Annotated in this window: 18 protein-coding genes; 8 read left to right on the top strand and 10 right to left on the bottom strand. The window is 46.3% G+C overall.

Annotated features, from left to right (window positions below):
* The first annotated feature begins 225 nt into the window (after positions 1–225).
* The 3 genes from GF309_08590 to GF309_08580 are packed head-to-tail and all read left to right on the top strand — an operon-like array spanning position 226 to position 1,644.
* Positions 226–585, top strand: coding sequence for a PadR family transcriptional regulator (locus GF309_08590; GenBank protein ID MBD3158829.1), 360 nt, complete (start codon positions 226–228; stop codon positions 583–585).
* A complete protein-coding gene (locus tag GF309_08585; GenBank protein ID MBD3158828.1) occupies positions 575–1,039 on the top strand; it encodes a hypothetical protein in 465 nt (154 codons plus the stop codon). The genes GF309_08590 and GF309_08585 overlap by 11 nt, the downstream gene beginning before the upstream one ends.
* The gene (locus GF309_08580; protein MBD3158827.1) at positions 982–1,644 is read left to right on the top strand and encodes a hypothetical protein; all 663 of its coding nucleotides are present in this window, start codon (positions 982–984) and stop codon (positions 1,642–1,644) included. Before GF309_08585 ends, GF309_08580 begins: the two co-directional genes overlap by 58 nt.
* Here the strand turns inward: GF309_08580 and dnaJ are convergent.
* Genes dnaJ through grpE form a run of 3 tightly spaced genes read right to left on the bottom strand, consistent with a single transcriptional unit; the run spans position 1,641 to position 5,197 of the window.
* A complete protein-coding gene (gene dnaJ / locus GF309_08575) occupies positions 1,641–2,675 on the bottom strand; it encodes a molecular chaperone DnaJ (protein ID MBD3158826.1) in 1,035 nt (344 codons plus the stop codon). The genes GF309_08580 and dnaJ overlap by 4 nt on opposite strands.
* Positions 2,676–2,693: 18 nt before the next feature.
* Positions 2,694–4,583, bottom strand: coding sequence for a molecular chaperone DnaK (dnaK, locus tag GF309_08570; protein MBD3158825.1), 1,890 nt, complete (start codon positions 4,581–4,583; stop codon positions 2,694–2,696).
* 5 nt (positions 4,584–4,588) lie between these two features.
* Positions 4,589–5,197: a nucleotide exchange factor GrpE gene (gene grpE, locus GF309_08565; protein ID MBD3158824.1), complete on the bottom strand. Its 609-nt coding sequence runs from the start codon at positions 5,195–5,197 to the stop codon at positions 4,589–4,591.
* Between the two features lie 45 nt (positions 5,198–5,242).
* On the opposite strand from grpE, the gene GF309_08560 reads away from it, so the two are divergent.
* Positions 5,243–6,166 carry an NAD-dependent protein deacylase gene (locus GF309_08560; GenBank protein MBD3158823.1) on the top strand — a complete coding sequence of 308 codons (924 nt, stop codon included), beginning with the start codon at positions 5,243–5,245 and terminating at the stop codon, positions 6,164–6,166.
* On the opposite strand, the gene GF309_08555 is transcribed toward GF309_08560, so the two are convergent.
* Positions 6,163–6,501: a hypothetical protein gene (locus GF309_08555; GenBank protein MBD3158822.1), complete on the bottom strand. Its 339-nt coding sequence runs from the start codon at positions 6,499–6,501 to the stop codon at positions 6,163–6,165. The two genes, GF309_08560 and GF309_08555, sit on opposite strands and share 4 nt — an antisense overlap.
* 76 nt (positions 6,502–6,577) lie before the next feature.
* Between GF309_08555 and GF309_08550 the strand changes: the two genes are divergently transcribed.
* The gene (locus GF309_08550) at positions 6,578–7,540 is read left to right on the top strand and encodes a hypothetical protein (protein MBD3158821.1); all 963 of its coding nucleotides are present in this window, start codon (positions 6,578–6,580) and stop codon (positions 7,538–7,540) included.
* On the opposite strand, the gene GF309_08545 is transcribed toward GF309_08550, so the two are convergent.
* Together GF309_08545 and GF309_08540 are read right to left on the bottom strand one after the other, a co-directional pair.
* Complete coding sequence (locus tag GF309_08545) at positions 7,537–7,722, bottom strand: hypothetical protein (GenBank protein ID MBD3158820.1); 186 nt, start codon at positions 7,720–7,722, stop codon at positions 7,537–7,539. The two genes, GF309_08550 and GF309_08545, sit on opposite strands and share 4 nt — an antisense overlap.
* A 96-nt stretch (positions 7,723–7,818) precedes the next feature.
* Positions 7,819–8,022, bottom strand: coding sequence for a hypothetical protein (locus GF309_08540; protein MBD3158819.1), 204 nt, complete (start codon positions 8,020–8,022; stop codon positions 7,819–7,821).
* Between the two features lie 269 nt (positions 8,023–8,291).
* On the opposite strand from GF309_08540, the gene GF309_08535 reads away from it, so the two are divergent.
* Together GF309_08535 and GF309_08530 are read left to right on the top strand one after the other, a co-directional pair.
* The gene (locus tag GF309_08535) at positions 8,292–9,266 is read left to right on the top strand and encodes a D-glycerate dehydrogenase (GenBank protein ID MBD3158818.1); all 975 of its coding nucleotides are present in this window, start codon (positions 8,292–8,294) and stop codon (positions 9,264–9,266) included.
* 1 nt (position 9,267) lies between these two features.
* Entirely contained in the window at positions 9,268–9,792 is a 525-nt protein-coding gene (locus tag GF309_08530) for a nitroreductase family protein (protein ID MBD3158817.1), read from the top strand.
* A 230-nt stretch (positions 9,793–10,022) separates the two neighbouring features.
* Here GF309_08530 and GF309_08525 read toward each other — a convergent pair whose 3' ends face one another.
* The 3 genes from GF309_08525 to GF309_08515 form a co-directional block, all read right to left on the bottom strand.
* The gene (locus GF309_08525; protein MBD3158816.1) at positions 10,023–14,795 is read right to left on the bottom strand and encodes a S8 family serine peptidase; all 4,773 of its coding nucleotides are present in this window, start codon (positions 14,793–14,795) and stop codon (positions 10,023–10,025) included.
* 378 nt (positions 14,796–15,173) lie between these two features.
* The gene (locus GF309_08520; protein MBD3158815.1) at positions 15,174–16,304 is read right to left on the bottom strand and encodes a hypothetical protein; all 1,131 of its coding nucleotides are present in this window, start codon (positions 16,302–16,304) and stop codon (positions 15,174–15,176) included.
* Positions 16,305–16,433: 129 nt separating this feature from the next.
* Positions 16,434–16,724, bottom strand: coding sequence for a hypothetical protein (locus GF309_08515; protein MBD3158814.1), 291 nt, complete (start codon positions 16,722–16,724; stop codon positions 16,434–16,436).
* Between the two features lie 220 nt (positions 16,725–16,944).
* Between GF309_08515 and GF309_08510 the strand changes: the two genes are divergently transcribed.
* Entirely contained in the window at positions 16,945–19,773 is a 2,829-nt protein-coding gene (locus GF309_08510; GenBank protein ID MBD3158813.1) for a S8 family serine peptidase, read from the top strand.
* On the opposite strand, the gene GF309_08505 is transcribed toward GF309_08510, so the two are convergent.
* Positions 19,763–21,046: a SidA/IucD/PvdA family monooxygenase gene (locus tag GF309_08505; GenBank protein ID MBD3158812.1), complete on the bottom strand. Its 1,284-nt coding sequence runs from the start codon at positions 21,044–21,046 to the stop codon at positions 19,763–19,765. The two genes, GF309_08510 and GF309_08505, sit on opposite strands and share 11 nt — an antisense overlap.
* Positions 21,047–21,049 lie beyond the last annotated feature (3 nt).

The raw sequence follows: 21,049 nt of genomic DNA, 5'->3' as shown, positions 1-21,049 counted from the left end.
GTCGCCCGAATCAGTGTGAGAAGACAAGATGAGTAGTTAATTCTCTATTCCTATGCACGAATACAGACAATCCGGAACAGTAATGTGTGTCAATCCGATATATCAGTATGACTTTTTACACAGGGCCCACTTGCTCACAAAGCTTAAATTCTCACAATACCATATCGATAATACCTAGCATCGCTAGGTACCTTACATGAATGCTGAGTTAGAGGATGGCCATCGTTGAACAAGACACAAAGCTTTGAGGATAGCTGGAAGGTTGAAATGCGGAGAGGAATACTTCAATATGCGATTCTAGCAATCGTAAAGAATAATCAAAACGGTATTCATGGCTATGGAATCGCCAAGGAACTCGAGGCAAAGACCAGCGGCGTCCTTGAAGTCAAAGACGGAACGTTATATCCAATTCTGCATAGACTAAGGAACGAGCGTCTTCTCAACGTTCACACCGAAAAATCGGATGCAGGTCCAAAACGGAAGGTGTATGTACTCACAGCCGAAGGAGACAGGGTTCTACGGGCAATGGAAGTAATCCTCGAAGAAATGATGGAGAAGTTGGAGTTGCTTAGAGATGGAGAGTAGAGAAGTACAAGATCGAATTGATGATTACCTTGATAGGGTAAGAGACCTCCTTCCAGAAGGGGTAGAGAGAGGGGAAGTGATAGATGAGTTAAGAGTGCACATTAATGATGCGCTTTCGGACAAAATTGAAAAGAGACCTTCTGAATCCTCTATGATGCTCCTTGAGGAAACACTGGCCAATTTGGGATCCCCAAGGGAGATTGCTGCTGAATACCGGAAAGAGTTACCTGAAAGCGCAGTCTGGACTGCCAAACGAAAGAGAATGCTCTATATGATAGGGCGATTCGTAGTAGTCTTTCTTGTTGTCTTTCTAGCCAGCGTAGTTGTTTCTGACAGGTTCCCATCTATCATGTTCCCTTGGTTCTTCTTGATTCTGCTTTTCTTCACGGTAATCGAATGGTTAATCAAGTTGTATCAAGGCGGAATCTTCATCTTCCACGAAAAGGAAGAGTAGGTAACCTTGATATAATGACAGCTCAAGATAGGAGTATGTCTAAGAATACACACTGTTTTGACCATGCGTCATCTGAGCATACGGACACAGTGCTTGATATCGTGAAAGGCTATCTTAGAGAAAATTCTCAAATCAAGCGTGTTCTAGTAGCCACAACAGAAGGTTCAACTGGTGCGAAAGCGGCTGAGTTGTTTTCAGATAGTGATGTTATTGTGGTCACCCATATGACCGGCTTCTCAGAACCGAATAAGAACGAGCTCAAGCCTTCAAATAGGGAAAAGATAGAAGAAAACGGGGCTGAAATCCTCACAACCACCCATGCTCTAGCAGGAATTGCCAGAAGTTTTAGGAAACAGCTTGGCACTTGGACTGCAACTGAACTGATGGCTGTTGCTTTTCGTACGTTCGGACAAGGAACCAAAGTTTGTGCAGAAATAGCACTGATGGCTGCTGATGCGGGACTAGCGCGTGTAGATGAAGACGTAATCTGCATCGGAGGTACTGGTAGAGGAGCAGATACAGCGTGGGTAATACAGCCCGCCAATACGAGTGCATTTCCCGATTTGAAAATGCGATGCTGTCTATGCAAGCCAAGAGATTTCTAATCAAAGAGTTTCCCGAATTTCTCTAGGTATTCGCGTTGTTGATCGCTTAGATTCTCAGGGATGTCGATGTGAACCCGGACTAATTGATCCCCTTCTCTTCCATCATCAGCATGAACGCCCTTCCCACGCATTCTGAAGAGCTTCCCGCCCTCTGTACCAGATGGGATATCCATTTTGCTCGTCCCATACATTGTTGGGATTTCAATCTCACCACCAAGTACTGCTACTGAGAACGGGATATCCATCTCAGTATACACATGAAGGCCACGGCGGACAAATTGATCATGTGAATCAACAGAAAACATGATAATCAAATCGCCATAGGCGCCACCTCGCGCCCCCGCGTTACCTGCCCCCCTTATTCTCTGACCCATTCCGTCTTCCACGCCTGCTGGGATAGGTATCTCAATTTCCTTTCTTTCAGTCTTTAGGCCGGATCCATCACATTCGGAACAAGGCGTGTCAATTATCTCTCCGGAACCATGACAACGTGGACACGTTTGCGAAACCCGCATGAAACCACCCATTGAACGCATAACTTGGCCGCGCCCATGGCACTGAGAACATGTCCTGGGGGAAGTCCCCTCAGCCGCTCCTGTTCCTCCGCATTCATCACACTTGACTTTCCGTTGAAAAGCAATTTTCTTTTTAGTTCCGAAAAAGGCCTCTTCGAATGTCAAATTGATTCGTATACGTAGGTCTTCGCCTGGTGGTGGGCCACTTCTACGACTTCTTCCAAAACCACCAAAACCACCAAAGAATTGTCTGAAAAGATCTCCAAGGCCATCCATTCTGATACCATCAGTTTCAGCGGTTCCGAATCGATCGTAGTTGGCTCTCTTTTCCGGGTCTTTTAGAACCTCATAGGCTTTGTTTATCTCCTTAAGCTTCTCTTCAGCTTGCTTGTTGTCAGGATTCCGGTCCGGATGGTACTTCTTGGCAAGCCTACGGTAGGCTCGCTTTATCTCGTCTTGGGTAGCGTTTCTGTCGACACCTAAGATGTCGTAGTAGTCATCTTCAGCCAAGCCCATTCACCAAACGTTTAGAGCCTAGTCGAGATCTTCAAAGTCTACATCAACAACATCTTCGTCGTCAATGTCTTCCTCACTCGATGATGCCTCAGCCCCAGGTGCACCTTGAGCTCCCATCTGGCTGGGATCAAAGCCTGCGGCACCCATTTGACTCGGGTCGAAACCTTGAGCGCCTGGCCCCGCGCCACCATAAGCCTTCTGTGAGATTTCGTAGATAATCTCTTTCACTTTCTCGGTACCAGATTTCATCTTTTCAAGATCCTCTTCCTCGATGGCTTGCTTAAGTGTCGCTGATTCTTTTTCGAGCTTCTCTTTCAAGTCGTCAGGCACTTTGTCTTCGAAATCCTTTACGAGTTTCTGACCCTGGTATATCATCTGATCAGCTGTATTTTTCGCGTCAATAATGGCTTCACGCTTCTTGTCTTCCTCAGCGTACTCCTCAGCTTCTTCGACCATCTCCTCGATTTCTTCTTCAGAGAGGTTCGTTGTAGCCTTTATTGTAATGGACTGTTCATTGCCCGTAGCCTTATCCTCAGCCTTCACATTCACTATACCATCCGCATCAATGTCAAATGTAACTTCAATCTGTGGAGTCCCTCTTGGGGCAGGGGGTATACCCACAAGCTGGAACTTGCCAAGGCTCATATTATCTTTCGCCAGAGGTCGCTCACCCTGCACAACGTGAATATCAACAGCTGTCTGACCATCCGCCGCGGTAGTGAATACCTTGCTCTTCTTGGTTGGAATAGTGGTGTTCCGGGGGATGAGAGGCGTAGCTTTGCCACCTAGTGTTTCAATAGCCAGTGTTAGAGGGGTTACATCCAGTAATAAGATATCTTTCGTTTCACCAGAAAGCACTCCTGCTTGAACAGCAGCGCCTAGTGCCACAACTTCGTCTGGATTGATGCTTTTCTCACCTTCCTTTCCGAAGATGCCGCGTACACTTTGTTGAATCATGGGCATGCGGGTAGCGCCACCCACAAGGAGGATTTTGTCCACCTCTTCAGGCTCTAACTTAGCATCAGACAACGCACGACGGAGAGGACCCATTGTTTTCTGAACTAGGTCATCTGTCATTTGTTCGAATTTTGCTCTTGTAAGATCCAAATCGATATGCTTCGGGCCACTCTCATCAGCAGTAATGTAAGGCAGATTGATGTTCGTCTCCTTTACTGTGGAGAGTTCAATTTTCGCCTGTTCGGCTGCTTCTTTTATCCTCTGCATGGCCTCCAAACTATCTGAGAGATCGACACCATGCTCTTTCTTGAATTCCTCCACAATCCAGTCCATGATACGCTGATCCCAATCATCGCCACCTAGCTTGGTGTCTCCGGCTGTGGACATAACCTCGTAAACATCTTCAGCTATATCGAGTATGGAAACGTCGAATGTTCCTCCACCAAGATCGTAGACTAATACCTTCATCTCTTCCTTCTTGCCAAGCCCGTAAGCGAGGGTTGATGCGGTGGGTTCATTCACGATCCTAAGAACGTCTAGGCCAGCAATACGACCTGCATCCTTTGTTGCCTGTCGCTGGCTATCATTGAAGTACGCAGGTACCGTGATAACGGCTTGTTCAATTTCCTCATCAAGGTAGTCCTCTGCATCACTCTTCAGTTTTCTAAGTATCATGGCGGAGATTTCTTGAGGGGTGTATTGCTTGTCGTCAATCTCAACGGTGTAATCTTCACCCATATGTCGCTTGATTGATCTGATAGTCCTACCAGGCATTGAAATTGCCTGCCTTTTGGCCAATTCTCCCACAATAATCTCGCCTTTTTCTGTAATGCCTACAACAGAGGGAGTAAGCCTTTTGCCCTCCGCATTGGGAATAATCTGGGGCTTTCCTCCTTCCATATAGGCTATTCCACTATTTGTAGTGCCTAAATCTATGCCAACTACGGTCACTCTAATCACTCACCAGTATCATCATTTTTGCTATCATCATTATTGTCCGATGAATCCTCTTCATCAATCTTGTGTCTGTTGACGCAAACAAGTGCAGGACGCAACACCTTGTTCTTCAACATGTAGCCTTTCTGGTATTCTTCTAGGACGACACCATCAGGTTTATCCGGATTATGTACCTTTTGAACTGCATGTTGGTAGTAAGGGTCGAATTGTTTCCCATCACATTCAATGGGACGAACCCCTTCATGTGTAAATAGCTTCCCAAGTTGTTTGCGTATAGCTGCAACTCCTTCCTCGGCAGCTTCGGGATTCTCTTCAAAATCAACTTCAAGAGCTCTTTCAACGTTATCATATACTTCCAAGAGCTTGAGGAGAATAGATTCACCAGCGACTCCTCGTATGTCGTCGATTCTCTTGTTCATTCGTTTCTTATAGTTCTCGAATTCTGCTTGGAGACGCTGAAGTCTATCTGTCAAATCATCCGTCTTCTCCTTGTGCTCTGTGAGTTTTCTTTCGAGCTCATTTTCAGGTGTCAGCTCAAATGCTTCTGGCTCAGCGTCGTTTTCAGGTGTATCTGAGCTATCCATCACAGTTTCCTCTTCATCCTGCATTGTTCGGTCACCCTGATTATTCAAGATTGACTCTGATTGGCAAACATGCACAGAAGCAAGCCGATAATCTACATCGGCTGCAAAACGACCGCTCGGGCCGCATCCCCATTGGTGACTCTCGCCGCCAGTCGCGTTCTAACCAAGAAAAACTTTTCGAAAAGCCCATCAAAGAGTGAAGAAAGTGAAAAAACCGAAAGTAACATTTGGGCTGATACGAATACAAAGGCTATGTCATTAGATGAGGCAATTTCCAAGGCTAGGAAATGGGTTGAAGAAGCGGAAAATATCTCAGCACTGACTGGAGCGGGAATCAGCGTAGATTCAGGAATACCGGATTTCCGTTCAGAAGGGGGTTTATGGGAAAAATATAATCCAAATGAATATGCCACCTATGACAGTTTCATGAGGGATCCAAGTAAGTTCTGGGAGATGGGGCAAGAGCTAGCTGAGGTTATTCTTGATGCCCATCCGAACGAAGCTCACAGGGCCCTAGCCAAGTTGGAGGAGAGAAGCAAGCTTCTGGGAATTATTACTCAGAATATCGATAACCTACACCAACAGGCGGGCAATCAGAAAGTAGTCGAACTCCATGGGAATTATCTTAGAGCCTATTGCCTTGAGTGCGGGAAAAAATATGTGGGCGAGAAGATACAGCGACGAGTAGTGGAAGGCGAAATACCACCCAAGTGTGATGAATGCGATGGTATCCTCAAATCCGAAGCCATACTCTTTGGAGAACCCCTACCTCAGGACGCCATGTCAGAAGCAATAGGTATCTGTCGAAAGACGGATCTCATGCTTGTTATTGGAACCAGTTTACAAGTCTATCCCGCTGCCTATTTGCCGCATCTGGCCAAGAAGTCGGATGCAAGAATCATACTTGTTAATCTGAATGGCAACAACCGCAAAGGGGTAGCAGATATCCTGCTTGAGGGTAGAGCTGCGGACATAATGCCTCGAATCGTTTAGATTATGATTTCGAAGCCGAACCATGAGTATGCAGCGAAAATCCCAGGGGCTATAATGACTGAAAGGAATATAGTGACTATTCCTAGCAAGTATAAGTCATTATCCATCATCCAAAGACCGACATACGAATAGGCATACGATACGCAACATGCAGTAAAGCCCATCACGATTACAGGAATAATCGGCAAGGCTATCGCAAGCCAGCCGCCCTGAACAATCCATAATGGACCGTTGATTGTAAGCATGACCAAGCCACCCCTAACAGCCAAATATACAATAGCAGAAACAAATATTCCAACCTGCGAAAATGTTAACCTAGCTGAGATGTTTTCCATACATTCAACCCTGTTGGGGTGAGGAAAGACATGAATAAGTCTTTTTGGTCTAAAACAGAGAACAGGGTGGTAATTCATGAAGAAGACGAATGTGGCTTGGAGACTCAGCTCTTGTGGCCAGCTTGCGTTGCTGATTGAGGCAAGTGCACCCAAACCTGGCAATGTTAATAGAATCCAAAGTTTTTCCGATACCCAGTACCGCCATTTCCTTTCTAGTGCCGCTCAGGCAGGAAAGGGATTCTTCCGGGGTGCACAGGTAGGAATATCAATAGCGGAAGGTAATCTGAGGTATGATGAAGCAAATCTAGGAGAACTCATTCTGTCCTCTGAAAAGGAGATCCTCGGAGGATTTGTTGGTCGAAATACGATTTTTGGAAGTGTTCTGTTGTTGATTCCCCTTACCGTAGCAATCGGTGCAACCATATTTGAAAAACGAATTATGGAACCCAAACTGGTAAAACGGCATGTCCGTAATCTTGTTGAAGAAACAACCGTAAATGATGCCCTAACCTTCTCACAGGCCTTTCAGATACTTGATCTTGAGAACCACGAGAACAAGAAAGGTAGGGGCTGGAAAATCATCCATGATAGGTATGACATAACTAGTCCCCATATTGAGAACAATATTCGAGAAGATCATCTGACGCTTACTGAGTTATTCGAGATTTCGGCACCAGTTGATCCGTTATGCAGAGAGATAAGTGAAGCATATCCATTGGTCTTGGAGAGGCTATATCCCCAGCTTCTGAAGAAGGCGGAGGAAATCGATTCAATCGAGGAAGCTGTCGTCAAGGTGTTCATTTGGCTGCTCTCGCAGAAACTGGATGGGCATATCTTGAGAAGGAATGGCAAGAAAATGGCCGAACTGGTACAGGAAAACGCAAAGAAGACACTACTCAAGTATGATTTGGATCAAAGGCTAGATGAAGCTACCACCTATTTAGAGAAGAATATTCCAGATGAAATCAACCCTGGAACAACAGCTGATTTCATGGCGGCTGCAATCATGTGCTGGTTAGTAGATAGAGAATTCAATTAGCCTATGATACCGCTGAAAACTATGGCCGCTATTACAAAGAGAATTATGGCTGAAGGTATCAACATAATGAAGCCCTCTTGTCGTTTCACTTCGCGAACCTCAGTTCGTGGACCAAAGTAGTAGATGATCAACAGCAATAACCCCAGAACTACTAAGGCAATACTCATTCCTTCATGCGCCATTATGCTCACTCATAGCAAATGGCCTTAGTACTGCTTGTTAAATGTAGTTATGACCTGCTCAAAGGGAGGGTATCATCGAGTTACAGTAGAACAAAACTATTGTAAGAACTGCCTGAACACATGATTGAACTTTGTCCGTATCTCTTTTGCTCGATCGGTGTCGGCAAGATACAATGGCTGTCGCATATCCTGCAAGTTCGGAATCTTACGACAAAGCTTTCTCCCCATCAGTTTTCGCAACGCAAAACTAACTGTCCTCGGAGCCAGGTCGACCTCTTTGCTTATGTCCTTAGGAGTCATCGGGCCCTCTTTACTCAACTTATTAAGGACGACTATAGCACTCTTGGGGAGCTCAAGTGACACAGCTTTTTCTCTCCATCATATTTTGGAAACTTTCTTCTATTTCTACTTTACTCTCTTTTTGCATATAAGCAAATACATGAACGCACTAAATATTGTACCGGGCCGAGGACTTATCAGAACTCCTAGGCGTGGAAGAATGAGAAAGCCCAGTGTGGGCAAGGCTATTGCTTCATATCACTAAGGAGGCAAGAAATATCTTGAACAAGATGGTATTTGTTACACGAGAGATTCCGGACGCAGGGCTAGAACGCATCAAAAAAGAATTCGTAACAGATGTATGGAAACCAGATCACCCCCCAACGAAGAAGGAGATTATCGAAAAGGCACAGGGATGTCATGGTTTGGTTACGCTATTGTCAGATCCAATAGATTCCGCAGTACTGAATGAACTCGATGAGTTGTCAATCATAGTGCAATATGCCGTAGGATATGACAACATAGATGTGAAAACAGCTACTAGCAAAGGAATCATGGTTACAAATACACCAGGGGTTCTTACCGATGCAACTGCAGATTTTACCTGGGCACTCATTATGGCAGCAGCCAGGAGAGTTGTCGAAGCTGATGCATATGTCAGAGAAAGAAAATGGAAAGTTGCATGGGGACCCAAGATGCTTCTCGGAAAGGACATTACAGGTGCTACCCTTGGCATCATCGGACTTGGCAGGATTGGAACTGCTGTAGCACGAAGAGCAAAAGGATTCTCTATGGATGTACTATTTCATACCAGATCAGAAACGGAACGTACAGAGACTATCAGACAAGAACTTGATACACAAAAAGTAGAACTAGATATGATTCTAGAGAAGTCTGATATCATATCTCTGCATGTTCCATTGACCTCTGAAACGAAAGGAATGATAGGCAAAAGGGAATTTGCCATGATGAAGGAGGGGGCAATTCTGATTAACACTTCAAGGGGGGAGGTAGTCGATGAAGCGGCTCTCTTCAATGCCTTGAAGAATAGACATCTCTTCGCAGCTGGACTAGATGTTTTTCACAACGAACCTATTAAACACGACAATCCTCTACTCCAGCTCAATAACGTTGTTCTAGCCCCACATGTAGGAAGTGCAACACTTGCTACAAGATCGAAAATGGCAGAGATATGTGCGGAGAATTTGAGCAAGGGATTAAAGGGGGAAAAACCTCCTAATCTAGTGAACCCAGAGGTGTTATGACATGAGTGATAACGAGGCCATTGAGCTGCTGAAGTCACGATCTTCAGTGAGAAACTTCTCTGATGAAGACATACCAAAGGAGATTCTCAACGAGATTCTTAAAGCCGGTCTACAATCCCCTTCGGCAGGTAATAGGCAACCATGGAGAATTATTGTTGTAAAGGGCAATACGAAGAAGAGAAAACTGGCAGAAGCAGCCTATGGACAGCGCTTTGTTAGCCAAGCTCCTGTAACCTTAGTAATATGTGCCGTACCCTCAGAATCAGCTCAAAGATATGGGCAACGCGGTAGAGAGTTGTATTCGATTCAAGATACGGCTGCTCTCACATATGGTGTTTTGCTCGCCGCGCACTTCAAAGGATATGCCGGATGCTGGGTAGGTGCATTCGACGAGAACACGGTTTCTGAAGTTCTTGATCTATCTCAGGAGTTCAGGCCCGTTTCGATTATTCCACTTGGCAAAGGGACTCCACAAACCAAAACAGGTAGAAAACCGCTTTCCGAAGTCGTGATTGAAGTCGATTAGACGCAGAAACCCACCCTCCCCCAAGTGTTAAAGCTCATTTTGTAATTCAACACATTCTAAGCTCCACACAGAGCACAATGCATTGAAAGTCCAAATTCCAGGTCCGTATAACATGTTGACCTGTAAAATCGAGAAGTTGATTCTCTGATGATGGATAACGTAGATGTCGAGAAGAAGCCAAAAAAAAAAGTAAGAATAGGGGACCGAAGTCCCCGTTTTAAACTGTAAGACTACCTTCTCTTCACTAAGAAGAGAATCAGCACAACTACGACGCCAGCACCGATACCAGCAACCAAACCGAGAATGAGTGGATCGATAGGTACTGGTCCAGGACCAGGCGGGGTTGTAGTGGTTGTTGTCTCAGTAGGCTCAGTGACTGTCACCGTACCAGCCGAGAAGGTATCGGAGAAGCCTCTACCTGTGAGGCCTGGCCAGTTACCTCCTGGTAACTCGTAGATCGTACGATTGATCGATGGATCGTTGTCAACGACACGAACTTGAATCTTGTAAGTGTCGAGTTCCTCGAATCCAGTTGAGTCCCAAGTGTAGTTGGTCACAGTCAGCTCCTTGGCTAGCAGCTGATAGGTCGTGCCTCCATCTGCAGAGACGAGTACCTCAAACTCGTGCTCGTCGCCCGCATTAAGATCGTATGGAGTCCACTCGATAAGCTTCTCAGCGCCGCTACCGGTCACGCTTACATCGGTGATGTCAGGGGCAAAGAAGTTGTTGAAAGTAATGCCGTCGTTCATCACTTCTAGATTGATGTTAGTACCGGTTGTAGCTGAGATTCTGACCTGGAATGTACCGTTCTTGACTAGGTAGTAGGTGTCGTATGTCACCATTGCTCCAGCCGGATTAGTTGCGGAGTCACCAGCCAGTGTATCGACTGTGACTTCGTATTGTCCAGGCTGACCATCATAGTCGAAGATACCGATAGCAATAGCTCCGGTAAAGTCGGCTGTGAACTGGCCCTTCTCAGGTACGTCACCAGTGGCCATATCGTCTGCCATCAAGTTGTTGCCGTAGGTCCAGGTGGAGTTGTCTGTGCCGTACTGCCACACCATAAAGTCACAGTCACCATTGGTGAAATCACCTGTGATTTTCACGGTGTCGCCTTCCTTGATACCGTCCACAATCTCCCAAGCGAATTCATCAAGCTCGATGGCGCCTGAGAATGGATCGTACCCGGATGTTGGAATGACAAGGTCTCCAGTCCTAGTCTCGTAGAGTCCTGAAAGGAACTCTGACATGATGGATGTAACCTCGTACTCTGGCAGGTTAGGCAAGTTGAACTCTGGGTAGGTCGCGTTCACCACAACGTGATCGCCTGTAGCCACATCGCCATCCTCTAGGGTCTGTGGTGTTGTCTGATCATTGGATGTCCAGGTGAGCTGGAGATCCTGTGTGGTCAGCTCCTCGTACCACATCACGTGCATCGTGTAGTTGACCGGCATGTAAACTGTGCCGTTCAGAGCTGTCGGGTGCACCATGAGGTAGAACATGCCTTCGCCATAGTCACTGATGTCAGCGATGACTGCTGTGCTCGTAGCAAACTCAGCGCCGTTCTCAGCAAGCAGTGTACCATTAGAATCGTAGACAGACATGTGCATTGCGTTGCCTGTAGCACCCCAAACGGTTCTGAACCCAAGGTGGGTAGCATTTTCGTTCGGGTTGTGGATAGCATAAGTCCTGAAGTCCCAGTCGTCTGGGTCAGAGCCCATGCAACCGTACATTGCTTGATCGTATGGCTCGAGCTCAGCGCCCCAACCGTCGGTAATTACGTTGACATCGCCTTCAGCTGCTGTGATGTTCTTGACAACCATGTAGCTCCAAGGTACCCTCAGAGCGCCGCCATCAATCTCGAAGTAACCCTGGTGGATACCAGGCTCGGCATCAGCAGGCGCGGTAAGAGTGACATTGAACGTGTTGGTGTCTGTTGTGTCATCAACAGCAGTAATCATACCGGTGTTGACTTCTTCCCAGTAGGTCACTGAACAAGTGAAGTTGTGACCCGCTGCTGTTGGATCGGCGTCAAACACTGGATCGTGTATCACCAGTGTTGCATTACCATCAGTTGTATCACCCAGCGTACCAGTTGGAACTGCAGCTGGCATCATATTGGTGTTGCTGGGATCGCTTGCACTTGTAACCCGTGTTAGCTCCGTGACGTTAGCATAGGAGGCATTGAACAGGTTAGGCATACCATCATTGTTGTGGTCATACCAATCATACAAGAACATCCATGGTTCTGCACCGGCAACCTCGGTACCATCAAAGGCCACACTAACTGTCATGTAGCTAGAGCTCATGACCGTATTGTAGTCAGTGTCCCCAAGCTGATCACGTAGGTTGTAATATCCGTACATCATTTCACCATCAACGACAGTGTCCATGTATACGAATGTCTCGTTGGTGAAGGTGAATGTACCAGCCTCGCGCATGTATTTGCCCTGTGTAGAAACAGCAGGACTCGTGACCATGGTACCCAAGTCATCGTAGAGATTCATACCAATAGTTGCGCTCTCTCCTGGCATAAGCTGACCAAAGTAGAGTCCACCATCAGGCATGTCTCTTGGATGGGTTTCGTTCTCATTGTCAACTGTGACTCCACCATAATAGCTCTGAGGTAGTACACCCCACTTGTACCACGGTCCATCAAGAATCGCGGCCAAGTTGTTGAAGGAGTCGTAATTCCATGTGTGCCAACCTGCATTGTTCACAACGAAATCGCAGGCAGCTTCAGCGTTGATTTGACCAAAGCCCTGAGTAGCTGGATCGTAACCCATATCATCAGCAGTGCTCTGAATGATTGTCTTTACTAAACCAGGCGTATTATCGCCTAGCGCCTCAATCACGAGAGCAGTTACACCAGCAGCAACAGGTGCCGCCTGACTTGTACCACTGAATAGTGTGTAATCAGGTACAGTGCCAGACCAGTATGGACCCCAATAGAAGTACGGATAGAAGTACTGACCGTACCATGGCATAATCGAGTACCCAGCAAGACCAGGTGCAACGACATCAGGCTTGTTGTAGCCAGAAGTTGCCGGACCTTTGCTTGTAAAGCTCGCGATGCCTTGGAGGTCCTGGTCAGGACCATAGAGATAGTCAAGCCAGTGACTGGTTGTTGATGCACCAACTGACAATACGCCCGCTGAGCATCCTGGTGGACCACCTGTCATGAAACCAGAGCCTTCGTTACCCGCAGAAAATACGTGAAGAACGCCGGGGTAACCAGTAGCAAGGTAGTCTGGTACAGATAGAATAGTCCAGCTCATGGATAGATAGTCGAATTCACTGAATGGTTCAGTGATCCAACCCCAAGAGTTGGTAACCAAGTCTGCCTGGTGATGCCCAGAATAGTAGAACTTTCCAGTTGTAGCATTGTAGTCAAAGCCGCAGGACCACAAGTATGAACCGAACTCAGATGCTGAAGTAATCGCCTTGACGGACAATACCTTCGCGTCAGGTGCGATACCTGTCATCGTGAAGGATGTACCGTTGTCGGTGTTGTAGTACTCATAAGTACCTTGAGCAGCCACGTGTCCGGCTGTTGCGGTACCGTGTGTACCAGCATCGAAGTATAGCGCGAATGCGTCACCGTCTGACCTGAAGTACTTGAACATGGGCTCGTCGGCAAAGAAGCCGGGATCCAGTGTCCAACAGAGAGAACCTAGGCTGAAATCATCAATGCCGTCACCAGTATAATCGGTGGCAACAATCAGATTGCCTTCATGGTAGGTCTCTTCTTCAAAGTCATCGACGAAACTCCAGTCAAATAGGGCTTTGATCTGAGCCCTGTCTGCATAGGTATCAAGGTTCAGGGACTCGTAGTATATGGCGCCGTTCCACATGGCTGTCCAACCTTCTGCACCTTCCCAGTCAACGACAAGATGATAGTTGTCATCAGCTGTAGAATTGAATACAAGGGTCGGAGCGAAAGCCTTTGTGTAAGGACTCTGTCTCTGCTGGAAGACCCAACCAAAGCTGTAGTTGCCCTGCACATTTGCAGGATCAGGAATCTCCCAGTCCTTCCAGATTTCATTTGCAATGAATTCTGAAATGCCTTGTCCTTCTAGGCCATATGCCCACTCATACAATCCAATGAAACCAACTACGGACCCGTATGGATAGCCATTACCATATGGAGGTAGAAGCCCCATCAGGTGTCGGCCACCGCCGTTGTTGTTCACAACAGGGTCCCAACCAGCGACATTCAGGTAGTACTTGCCACCCTTCTCGTAGGTAAGCAGGTTACCACCAGCAAGCCACTCGGTTACGTTAGCAACGTTGGTTGAGTTTGCATGATAGTTACTCAACGTCAAACCGTAACCAGTCGGATCGTATGAATCCTCATGATACGCGTCTTGCAGATCAGGTTGACCGAAGTCCGCACCAGTGTCCAAGTGGCCTACAACAACACCATCACCAGTGAAACCACTAGCGGTGGTACCAGTTGCACCCACAACTTCGCGGATTTCGAACATGTCAGGGGAGACTTCTGCAGGTGGTGCCTCTGACTTCACTAGGTTCTTTTGCAAATCGTTACCTAGTGACATGGCGGCCTCGTCAGCCTTGACGGTTGTAACACCATCGATTTTGACAAGGTGACTCAGTGCAGCGGTAGTAGGCAAGTATGCCTTCACAACACTGAATACCCGCAGATCAGCACTCCAGCTGACCTCTGCGATCTCTTCAATACTGTCCATGTCCATCGCGGGAGTACCGAAAATCAAAACACTCGGTTTCCCATTAAATTCGACCACTCTACTATCAAGCTCTTGGGTTTCACGCCAAGACGCAAGTAGAGGATCGACTTCTGGCCTGAAGTTAGGCTGATTAACGACATCGTAGAAGTCGTTAATTTCGTCAACCTCTTCAGGCGAGAATTCGGGAGGAGTGTTGACCTCGGTCTGTGCCGCGGGAGCCGATGGAGCATAAAACATCGATATGCTCATGGCTGCGACAAGAAACAGAACGAGAGCAATATTCTTTTTCTTCATCTCTTAATCAATCCTCACTAAAGTTATGTGGAAAACATAATTCCACAGAGTTGGCCATCAAATGTGAGATAGCACACTCTCTGGGTCTAAACCTCTAGTACCTGCGAGCATGAATTGGTATGAGGGCTCACAAGCACATCTCCTCTTCCGCGTTCTCCACAACGTTTGTGATTATCTGATTTAGATATCACTCCCCTATTAAGCCTTACGAGTAATTGGATATACGTTTTATCTTTTCAGAAAGGAGTCAAAGGGGGGCAGAGGGGGTATGTAAGCTTACAGAAACACAAGAGCCCAAAGAGGAGGTTGCAAAGGTCGATTCCCAGATGGCTATCCCAGCACTCGTAGCCTTAGCGGAAATCAGTTGATGTCCCGCAATTAAGCAGATGACTCTTTTCGAGTCATTCGTTTGATGCGATCAACCATTTCGTGTACCATCATAACAGCCCCTATCATCTCTACGTTGCCTTCTTTTTTCTCAGCAGATTCCGCCTCTTCTGATATTCGGCTCATAGATCTTCCAATGTCCTCAAGCAGTTTGATCAGTGCTTTCTTAGCGGGCGTTTCAAGAGCGCTATCTTCAATTTTCGAAATAAGCTCAGCCAAGTCAGATATTATACTATCAGCCACTTCAGAAGCTGTTTCTGAACGCCGACCGATTTCATCAAGGCGCTGATCCCGTTCCTTGAGTTCTTGTTGGATACTACTTAGCTTCTCCATAACATCCTTGGGAATGGTCTTTTCACCCTCAGGCTGTTCCTCTTTGAGCTTCTCAATCTGTTCCTCAAGAGCTTGGATTTTTTCTTCCTTCTCCTTAACCTCTTCTTGGATTATCTCTTCCACATCATATTCGGGTTCAACTTCAACCTCAGCTGCAGCCTCTAGTTGCTCTTCCATCTCAGCGAGGGTCTCTTCTCGATTTTCAAGCTCAGCTTGTAGAGATTCAACCTGATTCTGCAAGTCCTGAAGTTTTTCTTCACGTTCACCAAGAAACTCGTTCAGGCGTTTATTCTCAGCTTCAATCTCTGAGAAGCTTTCTTCCATTTTTGTGTATGCTTTTCTCATCTCACTCGTCTGCTGCTGTATTTTTGCAGCGTCTAAATCAGGTGGTGAAACCATCCTAGTAGAAAGCAAGCCAAGAACCACGCTTACTGCTGCTACATAAACGACGCCTATAACCACCGAACCGAACACGATATCGGTGACTAGCTGCAAGCGGCGTATCAACGGCCACCAAGAACCAAATGTCAATTCACTTGGCCCCCACCATACTGAACCGAATCCTGCATAGAGAATCGCAAGAATCGAGACCAAGAAGCTTCCTAAACCTACAAGAACGAGTAAGTTTCGCTTCATGTCGTCTCTAGGGAGATATCGTTGATATAGAAGCAAAAGAGTGCCTAGAAAAATCAACGGGAACACGTATGGTAAGACGGCTATCAAATCACTAGCAGGAAAAACGAAATCAATTGTCGGCTGTAGTATCATATACGAGTCTGGGATGACCAATGTTGGACCTCCTCTTTGAGCAAGATACCTATGTAATCCGCATGTTAAATATGTTTTATTGACAGGTCTCTGCCATAGTATATGAGGGGGAAATCCACCTCAAAGAGGAATAGACATTGAAGTCTATGGCTACTGATCCCAGAGTTTCGCCTTTTCCTCTTCATGTTCTGCGGCGATCATTTTCAAGGAGTTGAAAAGTCGGCACACTTCCTCGATTGAAAGCAAGAAAGCACCTTTCACATCTCGATCTTCGCCAAGGGAGATTCTAACTTTGCCATCATTTACCCAGCCTTCCTGACTTTTCTTAGGAGGCTGATATTGTATCTCCATCCAGGTTCTTCTCGTCTTCCCGGATTCATCGTCGTAGAAATGCTTGAGCTGCAAACGCCGCTTGTATTTCCATTTCTTATTATTACTCATGATTGAACACCTTGTGTTCTCTTCAAGTAGAAATCCACGAAAATGCTATTGGATTTCTCTCTCGTACTTTCCGAGTAACATCTGGACTCCAATCAGTAAACCACCTCCAAGAATAAACTCATAAGATGATTGAACTCACTCCATGCGATAGGATTCGATTGAGTTGAAGCAGCAACCACCTAGGCCTAAATTAACTGTTCTAGCGATTGGAATACTAGTCTTGCTTTTTCTGCCTATGGTCCCGGCCCAGTCTTACGAAGTTCAGGCTGACTTTTCAGAAAAGCATCCCAAAATTGAACCAGAACTACTCCAAAAAATGAACTCGGTTCCTAACGAAGAGAAAATCCCCATTGTGGTGAAGTTTCCAGAGGGGTATTCTCAGCGTGAAATGAGTGAGTTCTTGCATGAATCGGACTTAGAGAAGATTGTGATTAGACATGTCTTCTCACTTATTCCGGTTGTGTCCTTGTACGCAGAAAAGAGTGCCATCAAGGAATTAGCGAGCTTCCCATTAATAGATCGGGTGGATTTCGATTCCAAACTCCAAGTTACGTTAGGCAATGAGAAGATTGCGGTTAATAACGATGGAAATCTTGGTTATACCCATCCTGATGAGATTCTGGATACCGATTCATTGATAGAAAACGGATTCAATGGAACAGGAATCAAGGTAGCGGTTCTAGATAGCGGTGCCCAGGGAGATCACCCAGATTTGGAGGACCAGCTTGTTGGATTCAAGGACTTCGTAAGTGATTCCAATCAAGATGATATGGAACCATCAGATGGTGTAGATGCCTATGACGATAATGGACATGGTACTGCGTGTTCTTGGCTCGTTGCTGGCACAGGAGAAATGAATGGGGGAAACTACACAGGAATGGCCCCAGGAGCCAAGCTTCTCATCGTCAAGGTATTAGATGCAGATGGCGCTGGTGAGGATTCAGTCATCGCTCAGGGCATAGAATTTGCCGTAAATAGTGGCTCAGATGTCATCTCACTGAGTTTGGGAGGGCCCATGGCTGACATATCCAATGAAGACCCGTCCATGCTAGCTGTAGAGTCTGCTATTCAGGAAGGAGTGACTGTAGTGATCGCAGCGGGTAACACCGGCCCCGCAGCATACACAATCAATTCTCCAGGAGTCCTCGAAGAAGCTATTACAGTAGGCTCTTCTGCTGATGGAACTGGTGTTGTAGCTTTCAGCAGCAGAGGTCCAGTAAACAGACAGTATGCTGAACCAAACGGAATTTTTGCGAAGCCAGATATCATAGCCCCTGGCCTGAATGTAATGTCTGGAAGGGCTGATAGTGCTGGCTCTTTTGAGTACCCAATTTACAACTATAGCCAATATGGTTCCCACTACACCCAATTCTCTGGAACCTCTGCATCAACACCCCAGATAGCTGGGCTCGTTGCACTATTAATGAGCAAGTATCCGTATTTACGACCTATCGAATCAAAAACAGCAATCATGGCCGGCGCAACTGATTTTGACCAAGACCCTATGGAACAAGGATGGGGGCTAGCCAACGTAACCAGATCGGACATCTTGCTTGATTCTATCGACACATTCACGTTGATGACACCAAGAAGCTATCCAACCCTGCCGGGTAGCAAGAAAGTCCTCATAGTTGGAGAAGATAGAGAAGGACAGAATGTGTCTGTGTTGTCAACGGATGACAGAGGAAACCTCAATATCCAAACCTATGGTAACGCAAGCCAATTCGTTCGAGTACCTGAATCAGTAAACGTTCAGGAAGGTTACTCCTATTTTGGTATATCTCTAAGCATACCTAAGGACTTGCCATTGAGTTCGATAGGAGATTATTCAGGAGAGCTTGTCCTTGCGACACCAAGCAATAACATAACTTCAATCGAACTGGACTTCTCCATCACAAGTTACGGCGGGAAATTGATGGTTGATATGGCCCATCATTCAGCAGAAGATGCTGATGATCCATCATACTACAGATACTTCACCGAGTATCTGAAGAACCAAGGGATTCTACTATCTGAGTTTCCAAGTGATTCGGGAAGCAGTACTATTGATACAGGAATTCTATCAACAACTGAAACCTTCATGATAATGGATACAGAAACGCCCTACGCTGAGAGAGAAATTGAAGCAATCCACGAATTCGTTGAGAACGGAGGTACGCTCTTTATTCTTTCAGAGTTCTACGATAGCCAAACAGGAAGCGCTAGCTTCGGTATTGACTACTACAATATGATACTCGAACCCTATGGAATCCAATGCGAGGAGTTTGAAATTGGAAGGGGGCCAGATGACCAAACAGGTGAATTCTATGGAGAGGATTATGGAGGAGTTGTAGAGAATGACACTCTGACAGAGGGCGTGGAGAATCTGTATGTCCTATCGGGAAGCACTCTGTCGATTAACTCATCGGTGGCTGGTGCCCAAGGTCTCTTCTGGTATAGTTCTGACAAAGAACATGCACTCATCGCTAAGGCAGAGTATGGTGATGGACGTGTTATTGCAATGTCAGATGGTTCCACGCTTTATGATAATATTCTCTACGATGCTATTCGTGGAGGAGCAGACAATCTGAGGCTCCTTCGGAACATAGCAGGATCATTGATTCCTGAAAGACCAAGGGTCTTCGACATTGAGTTTGATGTGGATCAAGTGGGCGAAATCACAAACATAGTGACCTATGTATTTGATAATGACTTGGAAGATGTCACAATGAGAATCTCTGGCCCTAATGATGAGGTTCTCGAACCTGAAGTGAGCGAAGAGTTAGGTTACAAATTCGTTGCCTCCCTGAACGTAACCAATGGTGGTTTCTATGAAGTATCAGTAACCGCAACAGATGCAAGCGGAAATACTAGAATCGCAAAGAAAATTTTCTTGGTTCCCATAAGCAGTCCCGAACAAAAACTTACGACCATTGTTACTATCCTCTTCATCGCCATTGTTCTTGTTGGCTTAGTGTATGTAGCTGCCGTCAAATTCAATGTGCGGGATAAACTAGATTCGGGCTGGGAAATAGAGGTAGAAGAGGATGAAGGTCCCCTTATCGAATAGGACCATATTGGTCTTCTAGCAGACCTTCCATCCGATCATGTTGAGGGGGGAGCAGGGGCGATTCCTTGAGATTCGCTCGTTCATCTACACGCTCCAGTATCTGATATGCCCATCTAGAACCGAGACGAGGCGCAATTACTTGTCCTCCAATGAGGATACCGTCCTTGTCCGTAACAAGGGCAATCTTTGCGAATTCCGCATCGTCGTCTAGAAAAGTCACATCGGTCTTGATGTCCATGCGACGCGCAGTTTCTGAGGAGTGGCCTACACAAACAATGTCTGTATCGAGAATACGATCATATTGCAGACGTAGATTGACGTCTTTGAATGTCTTGTCTCGTCCGACGATAGCCAGGCCTGCCTGCTTACCGGCTCGCGCTGCTGTACTCCCAATGGGCATTACAACAGGTTCACCTGTCAAGAAGTCGGACATTTCCGCACAATCGCCTACTGCATAGACATCTTCAGCTGAAGTCTCCATATGTTCATCTACGACAATAGCACCACTCGGTCCGATGTCCAAACCCATTTCCTCCGCCAATAAGACATTAGGTATGACGCCAGTCATGAAAAGAACTGCATCACAATGCACAACCTCATCGCCAATCTCTACACCTTCAACCTCTTTCGATCCAGTTATGGCAGTTGGAGCCTTGCCCTTGTGAAGAATCATATCAGCCGGTATTCTTGATTCAAGCTCTAAACTCATACTGGGCTCGAGTAGACGTCGCATAAAGCGTGAACGAACAATCAGATGTACTTCTTTGCCAATCTTATGAAGATGATCTGCAATTTCCAAACCACTGAAGCCGGCACCAATTATGGCTATCTTACTTAGAGATGATAGGCGTTCACCTAAAGCTGCAGCATCATCTCTGCTTTGAATCGTATAGGTTCCTTCCAAATCAGCTCCCGGGATATCGGGTATGTTGGGAAGACCGCCCGTAGCCAAAACCAGCTTATCAAATTCTACTTCTGAAGTAGTTCCATCAGGTCCGCGAATGGTCAATGCTTTGTCATCCAGATTTACATTCCCCACACGGGTCCCCAGTCGTACTCGAACACCTTGTTCATTCAGCTTTTCCAAGGACCAATCCTCAATGGCAAGTTCATCGGTATTCGGTGTCTCAAAAGCCAAAGAAGCACCTGGCTTCCGGTGAGCTGGTTCTGTCTCCTGAGTAATGATTTCCACATCAGCTTCACGATCAAAGGTACTGACTGTTGATGCGACTGATGCCCCGCCAGGGCCCATTCCAATAACAACTAGCTTCATACG

This window comes from Candidatus Lokiarchaeota archaeon (genome assembly GCA_014730275.1).
Lineage (GTDB): Archaea > Asgardarchaeota > Thorarchaeia > Thorarchaeales > Thorarchaeaceae > WJIL01.
The sequence above is the reverse complement of the archived record's forward strand: the minus strand, read 5'-3'. Positions and strand labels throughout refer to the sequence as shown.